Consider the following 17,881-nt stretch of genomic DNA (forward strand, 5'->3'; position numbering starts at 1 on the left):
GGACCGCGCCGTCGATCTGCCGGCGACCGCTCGCTGGTGGTTTCGGTTTCGGTAGCCGCCGACTCGGATCGGTTGCGTTCGGTGTGCTGTGACATGGGCAATCACCCCGGTCTCCTGTATCCGTGAGGAACGGATTATTATAGCCCGAATAACACGGACGGACGGTTGAGAACGGGTCTACCGGTTTCCCCGCACTGGGATCCCCTCCCAGCGGTCGAATCGAAATTGCACTGTTTGACAGACGAAACGGTCCACTGTCAACGGGAGATTACTCGAGGCTGATGACGACTTTCCCCTGATGTTCGCCGGCCTCGACGTATCGGTACGCCTCGCGGACATCGGCGGCGTCGAAGGTGCGGTCGATCACCGGCTCCATTTCCGAGGCGGCCATCGCCTGAGTCATCCGGTCGAACATCGCGCGGCTGCCGACGCCCATCACGCCCTCGACGGTGAGCGCCTTGTGGAGGATCGGGCCCGGATGAACCTGTCCCTCCTGCCCGGCGAGGACGCCAATGAGGTGGACGTGCCCGCCCGGAGCGGCCGCCGCGAGTGACTGTTCAAGCGTTCCCGGGCCGCCGACCTCGACGACGTGGTCGACGCCACCGCCGGTTCGCTCCCGGACGAGTTCACCCCAGTCGGGCGTTTCCTCGTAGTTGCACGTCCACGTCGCGCCCAGGTCGCGGGCGCGCTCGAGTTTGTCGTCGCTCGAGGAGGTCGCGAAGACGTCGGCTCCGTGGAGTGCTGCGAACTGGAGGGCGAACGTCGAGACGCCGCCGGTTCCGAGCGCGAGGACGCGCTCGCCCGCGCCGAGCCCGCCGTCTTCGACGAGCGCGCGCCAGGCGGTCAGCCCGGCACACGAGAGCGTCGCCCCCTGTTCGTAGGAGAGGTGATCGGGTAGTGTCGTGAGGCTGGCAGCGGGGAACGTGACGTACTCGGCCAGCGCACCGTCGACGTTGCCGCCCGTCGTCCGGGCGATCTTCTCTTGCGTTCCGGGACCGTCGATCCAGTCTGGTGCGAACGGCGTCGCGACCCGCTGGCCGTCCGAGAGTCGGTCGACCTCGTCGCCGACCGCGACGACCTCCCCGGCACCGTCGGAGAGCGGAACGACCGGCAATTCCACGCCGGGGTAGGCGAGTTCGTCGTTGGCAATCGCCAGATCCCGGTAGTTGAGCGAGGCGGCGTGAACTCGAACGAGCGCCTCGTCGGCGTCCGGCTCCGGCCGCTCGCGCTCGGTCTCGACGATTCCCGCGTAGTCACTCGTCGCGTCTTGCACCTCGTAGGCGTACATAGCCGGATGGACGGGACGGCCGAACTTCGGTGCTCCGCTTACCGACCGTTTTGCTGGCTCTGCGATAGTCACCTGGTACTCACATCATGTTTTACGTCCAGCGATCGAGCCCCGTCTGCGTGACACTCTCCTCGAGACGCTCGAAGCCTCGTTCGACCTCCGCCGGATCGACCCCCCACTCGGCGGTGACGTACGCTNTGTGTATAAGAGACAGGTCACGTTCGGCTCGCGGAAGAGTTCACGGACGCGGTCGCCGTACCGGATCGAGTCGCCGCGGGCCTCGAGCACGCTCCAGAGGTCCCCGTGCTCGGTGATCTCCGCGATGGCCGTTTTCGGGCCGATACCGGAGACGCCCTCGTTGAAGTCGGTGCCGATGAGGATGGCGGCGTCGATGAGCTGTTCGAGGGTCAGGTCGTGGTGATCGAGCGTCGCCTGGAGATCCATGCGTTCGGGATCACCCTTGCTCGTCAGTTGGCGAAGTGTGAGCGGCGCGCCGAAGAGGAGGGCGTCGTAGTCCTCCGAGCCGACGTAGTCGGCGTCGCCGCGCCGAGCCATGTGCGCGGCCTGAGCCTCGCCCTCGGCGGGAGCTTCGACGATCGGCACGTCGAGCAGTTGGAGAAGTTCGCGACTGGTCTCCTGGATCGTCGGGGTGAGCCGCTGGGTTCGGGACTCGAGTTGGGCGATGGCGACCTCGTCGCCCTCCTCGCGGGCGGTCTCGAGTTGCTCCTCGTAGGTTCGGCGCTGGTCCCGCCGGGATTCGATCTCGTCTTCCTTGAGCTCGGAGGGGCCGCCGTCGAAGACCATCACCGGCGTCACGTCGTTTTCGAAGAACTTGGGCAGTCCCTGAACGATGCCGACCAGATTGGCAACCTCGGTCCCGTCCGCGGTCGTGTATTTCGCGCTGTTGGTCCACTTGACCGTCGTCGTCAGATAGCGGTAGAGCCAGTTGTGCGCGTCGACGGCGACGACGCCCTCGATGTCCGCGAACGGAACCTCCTCGATGACGGCGATGTCGCGCAAAGCAGCGTTTCCCATTGCCTCTCTATTCGGGCGAACGGGTTTTGAATCGTTGGCTTCCGTCGCGAGTTCACTCGCCGTCGGACGTTCTCCACGAACGGAAACACTTTTATTTTCTAATTTTACTGTTGTGATACGTACTGTGAAGAACTCCGTCGAGAATGTCAGTCGACGGGCAGTTCTCGCCGGTGCGGGATCGCTACTCGGCGCGGGCTGCCTCGGCGCTGAGCGGACGCCCGGGACCAGTGATACCGACTGGCGAATGTACGGCCGCGACCCGGGTCGGACGCGGTTCGTCCCGAACGCGTCCCTCCCGCGCGACGGCGTCGATATCGCCTGGGAACGCTCGGTCAGCGCCTCCGGCTGGTACCCGCCGGTCGTCGCGAACGAAACCGTCTACTGCCAGTACAGCAACGGACTCTTCGTCCTCGACGCCGCGACGGGCGAGGGGACGCGTGCGAGCACCTACGGGCCGTTCGGCCGTGATATCTTGCCGATGGCGTTCGCCTCGACTGAACTCTACCGGGACGGCGTGTTGGTCGTTCCGTACGGCACCGTCATCGGCGGCTACGCTGCCGACCGCGGCGGCTGGCCCGACTCGGTTTCGGGGATCGGCCAGGAACGCGCTCGCTGGTGGCTCGACGGCGACTCGACGAGTGCGTCTCGACTGCCCCCCAGAGCTTCCGCCGGCGAGTGGCTCGGCTCGCCGCTCGTCGTCGACGGGACGCTTGTCTCGCTGCATCCACGGTCGGCGGCACTTTCGGCGAGCGATAGCGATGACGGAAGCAACCGCTGGCGATTCGACCTCGAGACGGTCGCCGCCGACGGATACGTCGCCTCCCCGGTCGGCCACGTCGTCGATACGACAACCGGTACCGCCGTTGTCAAACTCCGAACGCGGCGGGAGGAGGCTGCCGTCGTCGTCCCGCTGCTCGTCGGAATCTCCAGCGAGAACGGGTCGCTCGAATGGCGAACGACCACGGACGAAGTCTCATCCGGCGACACGAAACCGGGCGTCGAACCCGCGGACAGTCTCACAACGCGCGACGGCACTGTCTACACGATCGACTGGAACACATCGACCCGAGCGCTTCGTCTCTGTGAACTCGACGCTGCGACCGGTGAACTCGGCTGGACGAAATCGCTCGACCGAAGCGAACACATCGGTGTCGCCGTCGACGAGGCGCGGCTCTATCACGTCGGATTGATCGACCGCGAGGAGATGCCCGAGACGTTCCGCATCGTCGCACTCGACCGCGACAGTGGCTCACGACGGTGGGCTGTGACGATCGACGATGCGCCGTTGGTTCCCCGACTTCCGTACGGGGCACCGCCGACGGTTGCCGACGAGCACCTGCTCGTTCCCGGCAAGCGGGGACTTCACGCACTCGATCGGGGAACTGGCGAGACCCTGTGGACGTTCACAGAGATGGTCCCGACCAGCGGTGGTGGGTCGGTCGAACGCAGCGGGATGACGCCGGCCGTCGTCACCGACGACCGCATCGTGATCGGAACGACGCTCGCGCTCTACGGACTCGAATAGTATGTCGACACCGAACGATTCGAACGACGGGACGCCGACTGGCACCGAACCGTCACAGCAGCCGGCGGACGATGCTTCCGTCGGATTGATCGGCCTCATCCGAATCACCATCATGCTGCTCCGCGCTCGACCGGCGTTACTCGTCCCCTTCGCGCTCGCCGGTGCGGTCGGAGCGACGAGTGCAGTCGCCAGGATCGAATCGCCGTATCCGGTCGATATGGTGGCGTTTCCCGCCAACGGCGTCGTCCACCTTTCGGTCGCACTGGTGCCGACACTGGAGCCGATGGCCGAGGTGAATTCGGGTCTCGTTCTCGGGCTGAAACCGGTGTTCCTGGCCGTACTTATCGGCTGGCAGGTCGGACTCGCGCTCGCGGTGACGGTGGCGTTTGCGGGGGTCGTTCGGCTGGCGGCTCGTTCAATTTCGAAAACGGACGCGATCTCATCGCCATCGGCGATATCCGAAGTCGGATCTGACGAGAGCAGGGGACTCCCGGGTATCGTCCCGTCACTCGTCCGACTCGGCTGGCTCTTCGCGTACGTGCTCGGCGTCCAGGTCGTGCTGCTCGCTGGTCTCTTCGTGGTTGGAGCGTTCGGAATCGGACCCGGACCCGGATCGACTGGACTCGGTCTGCTTTTCGGATGGCTGTTCGTCGTCGTCCCCATCGCGAGCGGACTCTTTCTAACGCCCGCAGCGATCGTGATCGGCGGCAAACGCCCGGTCGAGGCTGTGATTGAGAGCGCCGTATACGCCGTGAGACGCCCGCTCTCGGTTGTTGTGTTACTCCTCACTACCGGCTATCTCGGCACCGTCCTGACCGGCGTCTTTCACGGCGGACCGTCCCCGCGGATCGGCGTCGCACTCGGAACGTTCACGAGCGTCGCCGTCGGCGGGACACTCCATGCAATCGTCGTTGCAGCGGCGTACATTTGCTGGTCGGCCGACGGCTATAGTAGCCACTGAAAGTCAGTGCACACCTGATCGTGCGACAGCTGTACGATAAGTGTGTAAACCGTTTCAGTTGTTACTATAGCGCGGCGATTCCGCGTCAGTCTCTCCCCGTCGCTTCCGGTGGTGGCTCGCTTCCGCACCGGGAGTCGAGAAACGAGTGTTCGGCGTCGGAGAGGTCGCGGCTGCGGAACTCGTCGAGACCGGCCTGATACGCGTCTCGAGTTCGGTCAGCGTCTTCCGAAGCAGCGGGTTCGTCGGCCGAAGTGTCGGAGGGGATCGCAGGCTCGCTCTCGATCGTCGCCGTCGGCGGATACTCGAGCACGAGTTCAGCGATGCCGGTCGTCTCGCCGGTGTAGCCGAAGCCGGCGCGATAGAGCGCTTCGTATGCGAAGGGGTTGTTGACGGCGATGCGGAGGCGGTCGTAGCCGCGCTCTCTCGCGCGGTCGCGGACGAGGGCGACGAGTTCGGGACCGATCCCCTCACCGCGGCGGTCGCGAGCGATCGTAACGTATCGCAACCAGAGCGTGTTTTCGTCGGTTCGGTCCTCGTTGAACGCGATAGCTCCGACGGTGGTGTCGTCCTCGCGGGCGACAGCCTTCCCCGTATTCGTCATGACGAACTTGCCGGCGTAGCTGAACCGCGTGTGATCGAGGCGCAGTTTCGGTCCGTTCGGCGGCCACGCGAGCAGTTCGTAGTCCACGGTGGGATCGAACGGTCGTTGGGACGAGAGCCACTAATAGACACCGGAGTGATGCGTTCTCGGGAAATTACCAGTAGATATTCCAGTTGGACAAACCATTATAGCGCCGGTTGTGGTACGACACCCAGAACCAGTATGAGTGCTGAATCCGACACCCAGTCTGCGGTCGGCATCGAGAACTTGAGTGGCTGGCCGATCGGGAGCGCGCTCGGTGGCGCAATCGGTGCGCTCGCGTTCGGGCTCCTCATGTGGGTCTACGACCCGGATACCGTGTCCGCTGCGATCCCCGGCATATACGGGCTCGATCCAGTAGGTGTCGTCGGTTGGGGCATCCACATCGTTCACGGAATTCTGCTGGGGCTCCTCTTCGGACTGCTCGTTACTCGCAACGTGTTCCTCGGAGTGATCATGACGAGTCCCGAAACGGGAGCACTCTCGCGAACCGGCCTCACACTTCGCCTCATCGGGGCTGGGTTCGTCTTCGGATTAGCTATCTGGGCGATCCTGCCGTTGCTCGTCCTCCCTGTCTGGATCGAAGCGATCGGCACCGGTACCGCGACCGAGTTTCCGACCACTGCGATCGAGAGTATGCTCGGGCACGTCATCTTCGGGTCCGTTCTCGGTCTCGTCTTCGCGCTCGTTACCGACCTTCGCTCGCGCTCGCCCGGGACGCCACTCGAAGGGTAGTCGGAGACGGCGGCGTACGGTGGGACCCACCAGAACAGTGTCGACCGGGATTGCTCAGATCGGGATTGCTGCTGCTCGCGAATTTGTTCGCAGCAGCAATGTGAACATCCGTTCGTCAAAAAAATGCGCGGACCGGGATTTGAACCCGGGCCATGAGCTTGGAAGGCTCAGGTCCTACCACTAGACCATCCGCGCGCACTCCCCGGTTTTGGCTCCACGTTTAAGGCTCTTCCTTTTCGATCTGATCGCCCGCCCGGAGCGGGGTCACACCCACGAGTTCACTCCTGAGTTCCGGCGACGACCGCATAGCAGTTTCCGCTCGAGAGTTCCCACTCGCAGAGATCGAGTGCGCTCCGTTCGAGGTCGCGTTCGAACTCGGGCGGCGAGTAGATGTGATAGAAGCGGTCGACGATCTCGCCGCCGGGGAGAGTCCACTCGACCGTCGTATCGAATCCCGTCTCGGCGACGGCGTCACTGTCGAAGCGGTCGTGAGCGGTCGACCAGACGCTGACCAGCGCTCGGCCGTCGGGTCGGAGGACGCGCCCGAGTTCGTCGAGGCTCCGCCGTCGCAGCTCCTGTGTTGGCAGGTGATGGAGCGTTGCCACGTAGATGCCGACAGTGATAGCATCCGTCGCAAGCGGGAGCGTGGCAGCGTCGCCCTGACAGAGAGCGACGCTGAACTCGTTCGTGCGGGCGCGTTCCCGACCGGTTTCGAGGAGGTTGCGGCTGATGTCGAGACCGAGAACGCGGTCGACGGCGTCGGTCGCGGCGAGCAGTTCGGCGTGGCGACAGTTGCCACAGCCGAGGTCGAGACCGACGAGCGGCCGGGTCGCCGAATTGGCTGGTGCAGTCCGCTCGGCGAGTGGCTCGGTCGTTTCGATGAACGACTCGACTTCGGGCCAAGCGTATTCGCGGGTCGTTGCGAAGTGACTCGCGATGTGATCGTAGGTGTCACGGACTGTGCTGAGGGTCGCTCTGTCGTCCTCCTCCATTATCGGGTGTCGGCCCCGGGTGTGCAAAAAGCGTTGCGTTCGACCGTTCGCACCAGTAGGACAGATTGTTCCGCCGAAGAGAGTATCTGCAGATCGTGTCTGTCAACCGACGTGATTAGCTGTGCGTTACGTTCATACGATGGGAGCGCTAACCGTGAGTACGGAATGAGGCGCGAGCATTTCACGTTACACGTCAGCAATATTGACTGGGTCGAAACTGGCGAGAACCCGAGCAAACCATCGGTATCGATCGACTTTACCGGCCCAGCAGCGACACTCCGCGAGCGCCTTACTGGCCCCGACGACGAAATCCTCGACGCGGGTGAAACCGACGTCGCCTTGCGGCTCCAGGAACCGCTCGGAAACGACACCACCGGCGTCGTCAGCGTCACGAACCGCATCACGGGCGACTTCATTCTCGAACTCAACGAGGACGCGGCCGACGTCCTTCAGTTCATTCGTGCGGCCCGTGGGTACGGCGAGGGTGCGGCCGACGACGAGGGCCGGTACGAGGTCGAGATCACGCTCGATGGCGACTCCTTTGTCACCTACGACAAACGAACGTTCCTCGTCTACGACGACGAAGGCAGTCTCCTCCGACAGCACAGCCTGATCCCGAGCGGCGTCGAACTCTAGATCGAACGCGCTAGATGCTCCTCATCCAAATCGGACTGAGCCGCCACGTTTGAAGCCGGTTCCGCGGTCAGTCGCGCCAGTAACGGGACACACTGACGGTGCTTGTATTGCATCCGAACGCGTGCCTGCCGCCGACAGTTTTGCGACCGATCGCCACACAATCCTTAAGCCGAAACCGTTCGTACCTGTGGGTATGCATAAGGACGAACTCCTCGAGCTACACGAAGAACTCGTCGTCATTATGGAGTACTTCGAAGAGCGCGAGGAGGTCGACGAGAGCCTGTTCGAAGCGTACCACCAGCTCGATGTCGATCCCTCGCATGTCCATAAATCAAAGAGTGAACACAAACACGCCGTCTTCGTCCTCGGAAACGCACTGGCGGGGGCAATGAGCGAAGACGAGTTCTCGAGCGCGGGCCGAATTGGCAAGCGAATGAAGGAACTTGCCGAGGATGCCGAGTCGAAAATATAGGCGAAACGTATTTGTTGCACTTCCCGCTTGTTGAACTATGGACTCGCGCACGCAGGAGCGCGTTGAGGAGTGGGATTCTCGCTCGTTCAGTGGTGGTTTCGACGGCCTCTCTGATCTCGCTGACGGTGGCTTTTCGGGAGCCGTCGCTGCGGGTGGTTCGTGGCTGTGTATGCTTAACGGCCGCATCGTCGGCGTTCTCGGCGGTGAAATCACGGACTTCGAGGATGTTACGGGAACCGTTTACCAGGCACCGCACCCGTCGTTACCGTTGCTCTGTACGATGGAAGCACACGGGGGCGACGTTCAGGCGAAGTACTACACGAACGAGACGCCGCTCCGGGAGGTCGACGAGACGCTCCAGAACGGATCGTTTACCGGCTATATCGAACTGAGCGAAAACGTTCTCAGCGGCGATTACTACGCGGTTTACTACGGTGGTCGTCGGATGGCAGCCGCCTACATCGGGAACGCAGAACGGCTGATTACCGGCGACGAGGCGTTCGAGCGAGCCGACGATGAGGTCGGCATCTACGAGGTCATCGATGTCGACATCGAGGTCACTGACGTGCCGGGAACCGAAGCACCAGCGGTTGAGACCGGAACGGAGACGGCCACGGACGACAGCGAAACTACCGAAGGCAGGGCGGCGACGAGCCAATACGCCGATGTGTCCGACCCAGCGGCGGACGACTACGGACCCGTCGACGACACGAGCACGGCGGAGCCGACCGCCGACCCGACCGAGTCAGCGATCGATCCGATCGACGTCTCCGGCACCGAGCCGGCCGTCTCGGGAAACGGTATCACCGAGAGCGGAGATTCGACACTTACAGCGCCTGGTTCCGGCGAGTCGGACGGAATTACGGCACCAGTAGATGGTGCCACTGCACCGGACGCCGACTCACCAACCGACCCCGCACAAGCACAGTCAGGCGCTCCGGACGAGTCCACGGCCCAGGGCGGGATGACAGCCAATCCGGACCCAGAGACGGTCGAAGCAGCAGCGGAGGAACTGGACCAGAACGATATTTCCTGGCTCGAAGACGATGGAGACGAGGGGGACGATGCTGACGACTCGGAGACAGCAGCGCCATCCGCCGGTCCCGACACGGAGACAGCGGATTCGGCTCAAACCCAAACCCAAACCCAATCCCAGTCCCAATCCCAATCCCAGGAGCAAACGCAGGAACAGCTGAACGACCGCCGGCAGCACCGAGACCAGCCCCAACCCCAGGAACGGAATCCGGATCGAGAGCAGAACTCCCCCTCGTCTCGATCACAGGACCCACCCCAGACTCCACACCGGTCCGCCGACCCCGCCGCCTCCGCCGACCCTGCCGGCCCAGTCGATCCTGATGCAGACGATCCCGACGCAGCAGAACTCGATCAGCAGTTCGAAGCCGAAGAGCAGTGGCGCGAAACCCGGTCGATCCCCTCGCTCGATCCCGACAACTCGGCGACCGCGGACGCGGATGCAGACGCAGATTCCACTGCCAGTTCTCGGTCCGCATCCGCTGTAACAGCCCCATCCCGAGCCACCAACGCCCAGCAAGCCCCTTCAGACGGCGATCGAAAGACCCCCGAGACGGACACCGAAACCCAATCGAGTTCAGTGTCCGCTCAGGGATCGCACTCGACTGAGGAAACGCGACGATCGAACAGTTCGGACACGACAGCGGCCGAACCCACCCCTGACGACGACCGACACAAACGCCAGCTCACCCAGTATACGCGCCGCATCGAAGAACTCGAATCGAAACACGACGCGCTCGCGAACAAAGCGCGGGAACTCAAATCTGAACGCGACGAGTTACGGGCCGAGAACCAGGAACTCGCGGCGACGATCGAACAGCTTCGCGGGCGCGTTTCGGAACTCGAGACTGAACTCGAGCAGGCTCGGGCGGGATCGGGTACCGGCTCCGGCTCCCGACCAGTCGACGCCGAAACCCACCTCTCTCCTGCACAGGCGCTCTCGGGGACGAACCTCTTCGTGCGCTACGCCTCCAAGAGCCAACCGACCCTCGAAACCGCACACGACGGCGGTGCCGACCGGAGTGAGGTCGCGACGAATCTGCGCCTCGAACACCACACCGAGTTCGACGCCGCGAGCGTCGCCGTCGAGGACCAACCCTACGAGGCGTTTCTCACCGAGACGATCGAGCACCGCTTCATCGATTGGCTCACCGAACGAGTTCTCTACGAGATCCGCGATACCGGCCACGCCGACGGCCTGGCCGACCTCTACGATGCGATCCCGCGCATCGACCGCGCTGAACTCGGGGCGACGATCTCGCTCGCGGACGACGATACCGACGACGTCCCCGACCAGGTGACGTTCGATGTCGTCGCCTTCGACAAGATGGGGAACCCGCTCGTCCTCGCGACGTTCAACGACTCCCGCGAACCCGCCAGCCAGGAACTGCTCGAAGAACTCGAGGAGGCGGCTTCGGCAGTGAAGGCGAATTATCCGGATCTCGCGGCTGCCGTCGCCGTAACATCGAGTTACTTCGAGCCCGGCGCACTCGAGGTTGCAGAACAGGCAACGAGCAGCGGTTTTCTCAGCCGCGGCTCGAAGTTGAGTTACGTCAATCTCTCGCGAAAGAGCGGCTACCACCTCTGTCTGGTCGAATCGCGCAGTGAGGGGTTCCACATGAACGTTCCAGAACTCTAGTCGACGGCGTTTGCTTTCTCCGAAACGAACCAGTAGCGTCCACTGCTACCGCCAAGTGAAAGCGGGCGAGTTCTCACTGCCGAGAACAGTACGGATCAGGAGATACTTCACCGGCCGGAAATAGTCGTTCGGGGCGGTGAAGAATTGAGATCAATCTGTTCGAGGCAAGCTAGCGCTGTTGACTGATCAGTTTCCAGGCGTTAGCTGTCGGCCTCTGCGACGTCTTCGATCTTCATGCCCTCGAGCTTGTCGACGATGTCGTCGATTTTGCCGTCGAGTTCATCGACGAACTCGACGGTACGCTCGGTTTTGATGGCACCCTGGCTGGAGGGCTCGATGAGGTTTTCTTCCTCGAGAACGCGGAGGGAGTAGCGAACCTTGTGGTGGGGGTAGCCGGTTTCGTTGGACATCTTCACGATACCGATGGGTTCGTTTTCGATGACCATCTTCAGGACCTGCAGATGGCGTTCGAGCATATCGACTTCCTTCTCAAGTCGGTCTATCATGGCATTTGTTAACTTGTCTTTGTGGCTTTTAAAATTTACTCTCTAGGAGAGAGCCATCCACTCTCAACTCGGTGGTCGTTTTTGAGAGTAGTTAACGCTTCCGCTTGCGAGGCATACACATGAATGATGATGATCTATTTTGCCGGGTAGCGAGTGCGTGCGGACGAATCAGGGGCAGCTATCAGCTCACCCCTCTGTCGGCCGCTGCAAACGTGGATGGATGCGTGTATTCTCGCGCTCGGGTAGCGGAAATATACCCATAACTGTGTATATGTTGGCAGTCTCGTTCCGGGTGACGCCCCGGTAATACCGTAATCTGTTTATCGGATCGGCAAGAATCCGCCGCTGTTATGACCGTCACAATCGTCGGGGCTCAACTCGGCGACGAAGGCAAGGGCGGCGTCGTCGACCTCTACGGCGACACCGCCGATGTCGTCGCCCGCTATCAGGGCGGCGACAACGCTGGACATACCGTCGTCCACGACGGTGAAGAGTACAAGCTATCGCTCGTTCCGTCGGGAGCCGTCCGGGGCAAGGTCGGCGTCCTCGGAAACGGCTGTGTCGTCAACCCCGAGACGCTGTTCGAGGAGATCGATGCGCTTCGCGAGCGCGGGTTGGACCCGGACGTTCGCGTCGCAGAGCGCGCCCACGTGATCCTCCCGTACCACCGCGCACTCGACGGGATCGAAGAGGAAGAAAAGGACGACCTCGCCGCCGGCACGACCGGGCGCGGCATCGGTCCCACCTACGAGGACAAGGCCGGCCGACGCGGCGTCCGCATCGGCGACCTGCTCGATCCCGACGCCCTCCGCGACCGGCTCGAATACGTCGTCCCCCAGAAGAAGGCCCTCGCCGAGAAGGTCTTCGAGAAGGAAACCGGCGAGGCGTTCGATATCGACCATCTCTACGACACCTACCGCGAGTTCGGCGAGCGCCTCGCCGAGGAGGGAATGATCGTCGACTGCGGCTCCTTCCTCCAAGAGCGCATCGACGCTGACGAGAGCGTCATGCTCGAGGGCGCACAGGGAACCTCGATCGACATCGACCACGGCATCTATCCCTACGTCACCTCCTCGAACCCGACCGCGGGCGGGGCGACGGTCGGCACCGGCCTCGGGCCGACGGTCGTCGGTCAGGGCGAGGTCATCGGCATCATCAAGGCCTACCTCTCGCGGGTCGGCACCGGCCCGCTCCCGACCGAACTGGGCGGCGTCGAGGGCCAGACCCCCGACTACGATTCCGCTGAGGCCAGTGCGGACGAGGAAGAACTCGCGACCTACATCCGCGACGAGGGCGGCGAGTACGGCACCGTCACCGGCCGCCCCCGCCGCGTCGGCTGGCTCGACATGCCGATGTTGCGCCACGCCGCGCGCGCGAACGGCTTTACCGGCCTCGCGATCAACCACATCGACGTCCTCGCCGGCCTGGATGAAGTGAAAGTCGGCCACAGCTACGAGTTCGACACCGCCGAGCAATCCTCGGCGAGCAATCAGAACGCATCGCGTTCTGATGACGACGACGAACTCCTGACGATGCCCCCAACCACCGAACAGTGGGGCCGCTGTGAGGCGACGTTCAAGACGTTCGACGGCTGGGAAGACGTCGACTGGGCTGCCGTGGCCGAGGAGGGCTACGACGCGATTCCGGAGAACGCCCGCACCTACCTCGAGTACGTCAGCGATGAACTCGAGACGCCGATCTACGCGGTCGGCGTCGGGCCGGGCCGGGAGGAAACCGTCATCGTCGAGACGCCCGACGAGTAGCGACTCGACGGTCTTCAATCAGTCTCCGATCTGCCTCCGGTCACCGCCGCTCCCGTGACAGCGACGGCTACGAGATCGGGTACAGCAACTGCTTTTGCTCTTCCGGCCAGTAGAACTGTCCGTCGTAGTATATCGGACGGATCGTGTTCGAGATGTACTCGTTGAGACCGTCCGGTTCGATTTCGTGTGTGATCGTCGCCGGAATCAAGCGCTTTCGTTCCGGCCGGTTTCCTCGCCAGTGGGCGCCGACCGGATCAACCGGGAACGGGACGGAGACTCCTTTAATAGTGCCGTCATCAGACGTGTGCAGGGATTGAATTTCCGAGGGACGCCACTTCGCGACGAATCGGTGCGTTCCATCTCCGACGACGATCCCGCCGTTACCGCCGCCATCACCGTCATCACCGGAACTGACGGTCGCACAGGTGTGTGCCGTCGCGAGGCTCTGGCCGTACAGGAGCAGTTCGCCGATCGTCGTCGAGATTGCAGCCTCCTCGTCACCGCTGTCCTCGGTCGGCGCTTCCGGCGTGCTGTAGCCCGCCACACCGGCGATGCTTCCCGTCTCGACGAGTTCAGTCGCGACCGTCGTGGCGTTCGTCGCATCGAGTTGGAACAGCCCGACCTCGTTTCCGGAGAGATCGGCCGGCTGCAGCGCGCCGTCGGTACACGCCAGTCCGCGCCCCGTTTCGTCGCACTCGCCGATGTAGTGCAGGAAATCGGCTCCGGTCTCGAACACGGCATCGAGTTCAGCGCGCGTCGGTTCGTCGACGCGTTCGACGCGGGGCGAGACGGCGTCCGATCGGCGGGTGTAGGTGTCGACGACGGCGGTTCGTGCCGATTCTGGAACGCGGTCGGTTGCGAAAACGATGACGACGGTGCGGTCGTCCGATTGGTGTTCGAGATCGGAGAGCCGGTTTTCGTAGGCTGTGAGGGTGGCTGTAAAGGTCGTCCGCTGGGCGGCAGCGACGGGCGTGGAACGGGTCTGTTGGTGGGCCTCGGTGGCGTCCGCGTTCGGCTGCACGTTCGTCTCCGTCGCCGCCGCTCTGGCCGCGTCCGTTTCCGCCGTCTCACTGCCCGTCTTCGTCTTCACAACCGAACGCGATCCAAGCACGCCGTGTATTCGTCGCCGCACAGCCAGTTCGTCCGCACTGGTTGCCGTCTCGTCAGTCCGAACCTGATTCCGATCCCGATCCCGACACCGATCCTGTTCCCGTTCCCGTGTCGATGGCGGCTCGATCGCAGCGAGGTCATAGAGCAGATGCGGGAGCGCGTTGACGTGCTCGAACGTCGGGTCGACGGTCATCCGATAAGGCCATCGCGGTAGAATCTCCTCGATCGTCTCGTCGGAAAAGGACAGATACGTCCGGACGCGCTCGGCGATCGGCTTCCCCGGACAGTCCGTCAGTTCGATCCCGGCGCTTCGAAGCTGCTCGGATTCGACCACCGTCAGTTCAGTTGGCTCGACCCACGACGCCAGCAGGTCGAGGAAAAACGTCCGCCGCAGGAGCGCTCGAACGTCCGTTGGGAACGCGGGACCGGCACTGAACTCGTGGAGCAGTCCGTGTTGTGGAGAACGAAGAACAGGTGCGTCTGTCGCGGTTCGGTCGGTACAGGCCGGCGTTCGGACGCGCGCACTGAGATAGTACGCAAGCGGTGCCACCGTAAAGAGTGCCGCTAGCTCGTTTGGCACGACGAGTTCGAGATCGGTCTTGGGCGTCGCGTCGCGAACCGCGTCGGGAACGCGGGTTTCGTCAGCATCGGCGTCAACCGAGAGCAGCGGCGGGTAGCCCCGATAGTTGCGGTGGACGCGGTCGACGGTCGTCGTCTCGATCGAGGCGGAGAGGTGCGAGAGTGCGGTGGCGACGCCGTCGGGCGTCGGAGCGACCGTCAGCTCGTCGCGCGGGTAATCGACGGGTGACTTGAATCCCACGGTCACGCGCGTCGGGTGGGGAAACGAAATCGTCAGCGGGCCGCGCGAGCGGTTTCGAAGCGTCGCCGGGCCATCGAACCGGAGCCGGACGAAGATATTCGATTCGAACCGGCAGACGTAGGAGCCGTCCGAGAGCGTCAGCTCCTCGTCTCCGGCCTCGACGGAGAGCCGCGAGTTCTGAAACGACGAATCGTCCCGCTTCGTAACCGATTCGAACGCCGAGTCGGGGCTGTGATCGGCGGCTGCGTCGCCGTTGCCGTCACCGCCGGTGGTGCCGTGTCGGTCGCCGGCCTCGTCCAGGCGCGTGATATCGACCATATTCAACAGGTCGTATCGGAGTTCGGAGACGCGACCGACAGCCGTGGCGTCGATCGGTTCGTCGAACGAGTGGGGATCGTCCAGTCGATCCCAGCCGACGAGACCGAACGAAACGGTGTTTCCCGCGATATCACTGGCTCGAAGCGTTGTCCCGCGTATCGAAACGGTCACGGGATCGGTACCTGTGGAGCGGCTCATCGTGTGTCCTCATCAGCCGCGTTCGTGTGCTCGTCCTCGGTTTCGTCTCCGTCTCCGCCTCCGCCGTTGTCCCCCTTACCGTCCCCGTCACTGGCCTCGCCGGTCGGTTCCAATTGGTGGGCAGGAGTACCGCTGTCCAGCTCCGGCTCGGTCGTGGAGTCGGGTGCAGGGTCCGCCTCAGGATCAGAATCAGACTCAGAGTCAGAGTCAGATTCGGGTTCGAGTTCAGACCTGGGTTCAGGATCGGACTCGGACCCGGAGTTGGGTTCGGATTCGAGTTCAAATCGAGAGCGCGTTTCCAATCCATCGACCAAACCGGCAGTCGACTCGCTTCCAAACGCCACTCCGGAACCGCGTTCGCGGTCGAGTTCGCTCGGCCGTTCGAGCGGACTGGACGCTTCGCTGAACTCGAATCGTGCGCCGGGAGTCGCGGTATCGGCGGTATCCGCCGCCGACGATAGCTCAAGAGTCCAGCCGTGTTCCGCGGCGATCTGGGCGACGATTGCGAGGCCGAGGCCGGTGTTGTCGGCCGTACTGGACTGGCCGGGTTCGAGGACCGACTCGCGTTCGCCAGGCGGAATGCCGGGGCCGTCGTCCTCGACGACGAAGCCGTTCGGGAGGGAATCGATGCACACGCTGACCGTTGGGCCGGCGTGTTCGATTGCGTTCCGAAAGAGATTCTCGAATAGTTGGAGGAGGCGGCCGCGGTCGGCTGCGAGTTGGGTGTCGCTCGTGGCCTCGAGCGAGGCCGTGTCGGTGTCGACGTTGTTCCAGGCAGTCGTGGCGATCGTGTCGATATCGACTGGCGGTGGGTCCTCAACGCGCTTGCCGCGGGCCATCGTCAGCACGTCCTCGATCAGCCGCTTCATGCGGTCGTGTGCACGCTGGATTTCCTCGAGTTCAGCCGTTGGAGCGGCCTCGTCCGTTTGGCTCTCCCGGGCCTTCTGGAGTGCGAGTTCGAGATAGCCGTCGGCGACGCCGAGTGGGTTTCGGAGGTCGTGGCTGACGATACTCGCGAACTGGTCGAGGCGTTCGTTCTTGCGCTGGAGTTCGCGCTCGCGCAGTTTGAGTTCGGTGAGGTCGGTGTAGATCAGATAGCCGCGGGTCGTGCCGTCGGTGGTTGCGACGGGGATGTTTCGAAGCAAGAACGGTCGTGGCCCGTCGGCGGTTTCGCGGACGACCTCGACGTCGGCGCGTTCGGTGAGTTCGGTTTCGACGAGGTGTGTCGGGTGTGACTGTGTTTGCGTTTGTATCTGTGTCTGTGCCCGTGCCCGTGACTGTGTCCGTTCCTGCCCAGGCACACCAGCGGTATCGGCCGATTCCGGTTTCGGTTTCGGTTCCGGTTCCGGTTCCGGTTCCGGTTCCGGTTCCGTTCCTGTTCCCGGCCCTGTCCCTTCCATTGTGTCAGCCCCCTCAGTCGCCGTCATCCGCGCCGGGAGAAGGAGTTCCGCAAGCGGTTCGCCGACAGCGTCTGCGGCGTCGTACCCGAAGACGCGGATGAACGCGGAGTTGATAGCATCGACCAGCTGTGTGCCGTCTTCGATTCGATACTGCAAGGCGGCGTCGGGAACGTTCTCGAACAGCGCCGCGAACTGATCCCGTTCGGTCTCGAGCGCGCTCTGGTAGGTGACCCGGTTGCGGGCGTTCGTGACCGTCGCGACGAAGAGTTCGCCGAGGTGGCGATCGGCCTCCGAGAACGCGGCCGGCTCCGTCGCGTGAAACTGGACGACGCCGCCGAACTCGAGCGGAATCGACAGCACCGATCGAAACGCGTCGCTCGTGGGTGCGGCGTCCGGAGCCGTCGTCAGATCGTCGACGACGTACGTCCTGTCCGTGCGGTATGTCTTCCCCGCGATACCCGCGTCGGCCGCGAGCGGTTCGGCCGGGATCAATCCCGTGGTGTTTGCCGCCTGCGGTTCGAACGTGCCGTCCTCGACGGTACAGATACTTGCAGCATCGAATTCGATAATGCGATCGACGCCGCTGACGGCGCGCGTATAGACTTCCGCGACCGACTCACAGGCCTCGAGATCGGTCGCGAGGCGGCCCAGCTGGGCAACGCTATCACCGAGATGAGCGGACCCCATCGACCACGATCACCCCGCTAGATAGTGTTCGGCGCTGTGCAACTCGTTGTCTCATTGGGAATGAGATACACAGTGTCGTATATATGTTCACTGGTTGCCCATTTCGGTGCATCCGTTCCCGAAG

13 protein-coding genes, 1 tRNA gene and 1 pseudogene are annotated in these 17,881 nt (G+C 63.3%); 7 read left to right on the plus strand and 8 right to left on the minus strand.

The window, feature by feature from the left end; translation table 11 throughout:
* Window positions 1-268: 268 nt before the first annotated feature.
* Together C484_RS20300 and C484_RS20305 are read right to left on the minus strand one after the other, a co-directional pair.
* Complete coding sequence (locus tag C484_RS20300) at window positions 269-1,288, minus strand: zinc-dependent alcohol dehydrogenase family protein (protein WP_006827746.1); 1,020 nt, start codon at window positions 1,286-1,288, stop codon at window positions 269-271.
* A 91-nt stretch (window positions 1,289-1,379) separates the two neighbouring features.
* Window positions 1,380-2,323 (minus strand): annotated as a pseudogene (locus tag C484_RS20305) (flap endonuclease-1).
* Window positions 2,324-2,447: 124 nt separating this feature from the next.
* On the opposite strand from C484_RS20305, the gene C484_RS20310 reads away from it, so the two are divergent.
* Window positions 2,448-3,848, plus strand: a complete 1,401-nt coding sequence (locus tag C484_RS20310; RefSeq protein WP_006827748.1) for an outer membrane protein assembly factor BamB family protein — start codon at window positions 2,448-2,450, stop codon at window positions 3,846-3,848.
* A 1-nt stretch (window position 3,849) separates the two neighbouring features.
* Window positions 3,850-4,809 carry a hypothetical protein gene (locus tag C484_RS20315; protein ID WP_006827749.1) on the plus strand — a complete coding sequence of 320 codons (960 nt, stop codon included), beginning with the start codon at window positions 3,850-3,852 and terminating at the stop codon, window positions 4,807-4,809.
* A gap of 85 nt (window positions 4,810-4,894) precedes the next feature.
* Here C484_RS20315 and C484_RS20320 read toward each other — a convergent pair whose 3' ends face one another.
* On the minus strand, window positions 4,895-5,497 hold the full coding sequence (locus C484_RS20320; protein ID WP_006827750.1) for a GNAT family N-acetyltransferase: 603 nt from the start codon (window positions 5,495-5,497) through the stop codon (window positions 4,895-4,897).
* Window positions 5,498-5,632: 135 nt separating this feature from the next.
* Here C484_RS20320 and C484_RS20325 point away from each other — a divergent pair, with 135 nt between their 5' ends.
* Window positions 5,633-6,184 (plus strand): hypothetical protein, encoded by a 552-nt coding sequence (locus C484_RS20325; RefSeq protein ID WP_006827751.1) that lies wholly within the window; start codon window positions 5,633-5,635, stop codon window positions 6,182-6,184.
* Window positions 6,185-6,308: 124 nt separating this feature from the next.
* Here the strand turns inward: C484_RS20325 and C484_RS20330 are convergent.
* Together C484_RS20330 and C484_RS20335 are read right to left on the minus strand one after the other, a co-directional pair.
* Window positions 6,309-6,379 (minus strand) — tRNA-Gly (locus C484_RS20330).
* Between the two features lie 83 nt (window positions 6,380-6,462).
* Window positions 6,463-7,176, minus strand: coding sequence for a class I SAM-dependent methyltransferase (locus C484_RS20335; RefSeq protein ID WP_006827752.1), 714 nt, complete (start codon window positions 7,174-7,176; stop codon window positions 6,463-6,465).
* A 165-nt stretch (window positions 7,177-7,341) separates the two neighbouring features.
* On the opposite strand from C484_RS20335, the gene C484_RS20340 reads away from it, so the two are divergent.
* The 3 genes from C484_RS20340 to C484_RS20350 all read left to right on the plus strand — a co-directional run bounded on the left by C484_RS20340 (window position 7,342) and on the right by C484_RS20350 (window position 10,955).
* Entirely contained in the window at window positions 7,342-7,812 is a 471-nt protein-coding gene (locus C484_RS20340) for a DUF5793 family protein (protein ID WP_006664031.1), read from the plus strand.
* 193 nt (window positions 7,813-8,005) lie between these two features.
* Window positions 8,006-8,284: a UPF0058 family protein gene (locus tag C484_RS20345; protein WP_006109503.1), complete on the plus strand. Its 279-nt coding sequence runs from the start codon at window positions 8,006-8,008 to the stop codon at window positions 8,282-8,284.
* A 37-nt stretch (window positions 8,285-8,321) separates the two neighbouring features.
* Window positions 8,322-10,955 carry a DUF7527 domain-containing protein gene (locus tag C484_RS20350; RefSeq protein WP_006827753.1) on the plus strand — a complete coding sequence of 878 codons (2,634 nt, stop codon included), beginning with the start codon at window positions 8,322-8,324 and terminating at the stop codon, window positions 10,953-10,955.
* A 200-nt stretch (window positions 10,956-11,155) separates the two neighbouring features.
* Here the strand turns inward: C484_RS20350 and C484_RS20355 are convergent, their stop codons facing one another.
* On the minus strand, window positions 11,156-11,461 hold the full coding sequence (locus C484_RS20355) for a hypothetical protein (protein ID WP_006109505.1): 306 nt from the start codon (window positions 11,459-11,461) through the stop codon (window positions 11,156-11,158).
* A gap of 350 nt (window positions 11,462-11,811) precedes the next feature.
* On the opposite strand from C484_RS20355, the gene C484_RS20360 reads away from it, so the two are divergent.
* On the plus strand, window positions 11,812-13,224 hold the full coding sequence (locus C484_RS20360) for an adenylosuccinate synthase (RefSeq protein WP_006827754.1): 1,413 nt from the start codon (window positions 11,812-11,814) through the stop codon (window positions 13,222-13,224).
* A gap of 67 nt (window positions 13,225-13,291) precedes the next feature.
* Here C484_RS20360 and C484_RS20365 read toward each other — a convergent pair whose 3' ends face one another.
* Window positions 13,292-15,670, minus strand: a complete 2,379-nt coding sequence (locus C484_RS20365; RefSeq protein ID WP_006827755.1) for a hypothetical protein — start codon at window positions 15,668-15,670, stop codon at window positions 13,292-13,294.
* Window positions 15,667-17,757, minus strand: a complete 2,091-nt coding sequence (locus C484_RS20370) for an ATP-binding protein (protein ID WP_006827756.1) — start codon at window positions 17,755-17,757, stop codon at window positions 15,667-15,669. Before C484_RS20370 ends, C484_RS20365 begins: the two co-directional genes overlap by 4 nt.
* Window positions 17,758-17,881 lie beyond the last annotated feature (124 nt).

It is taken from the genome of Natrialba taiwanensis DSM 12281 (genome assembly GCF_000337595.1).
Taxonomy (GTDB): Archaea; Halobacteriota; Halobacteria; order Halobacteriales; family Natrialbaceae; genus Natrialba; species Natrialba taiwanensis.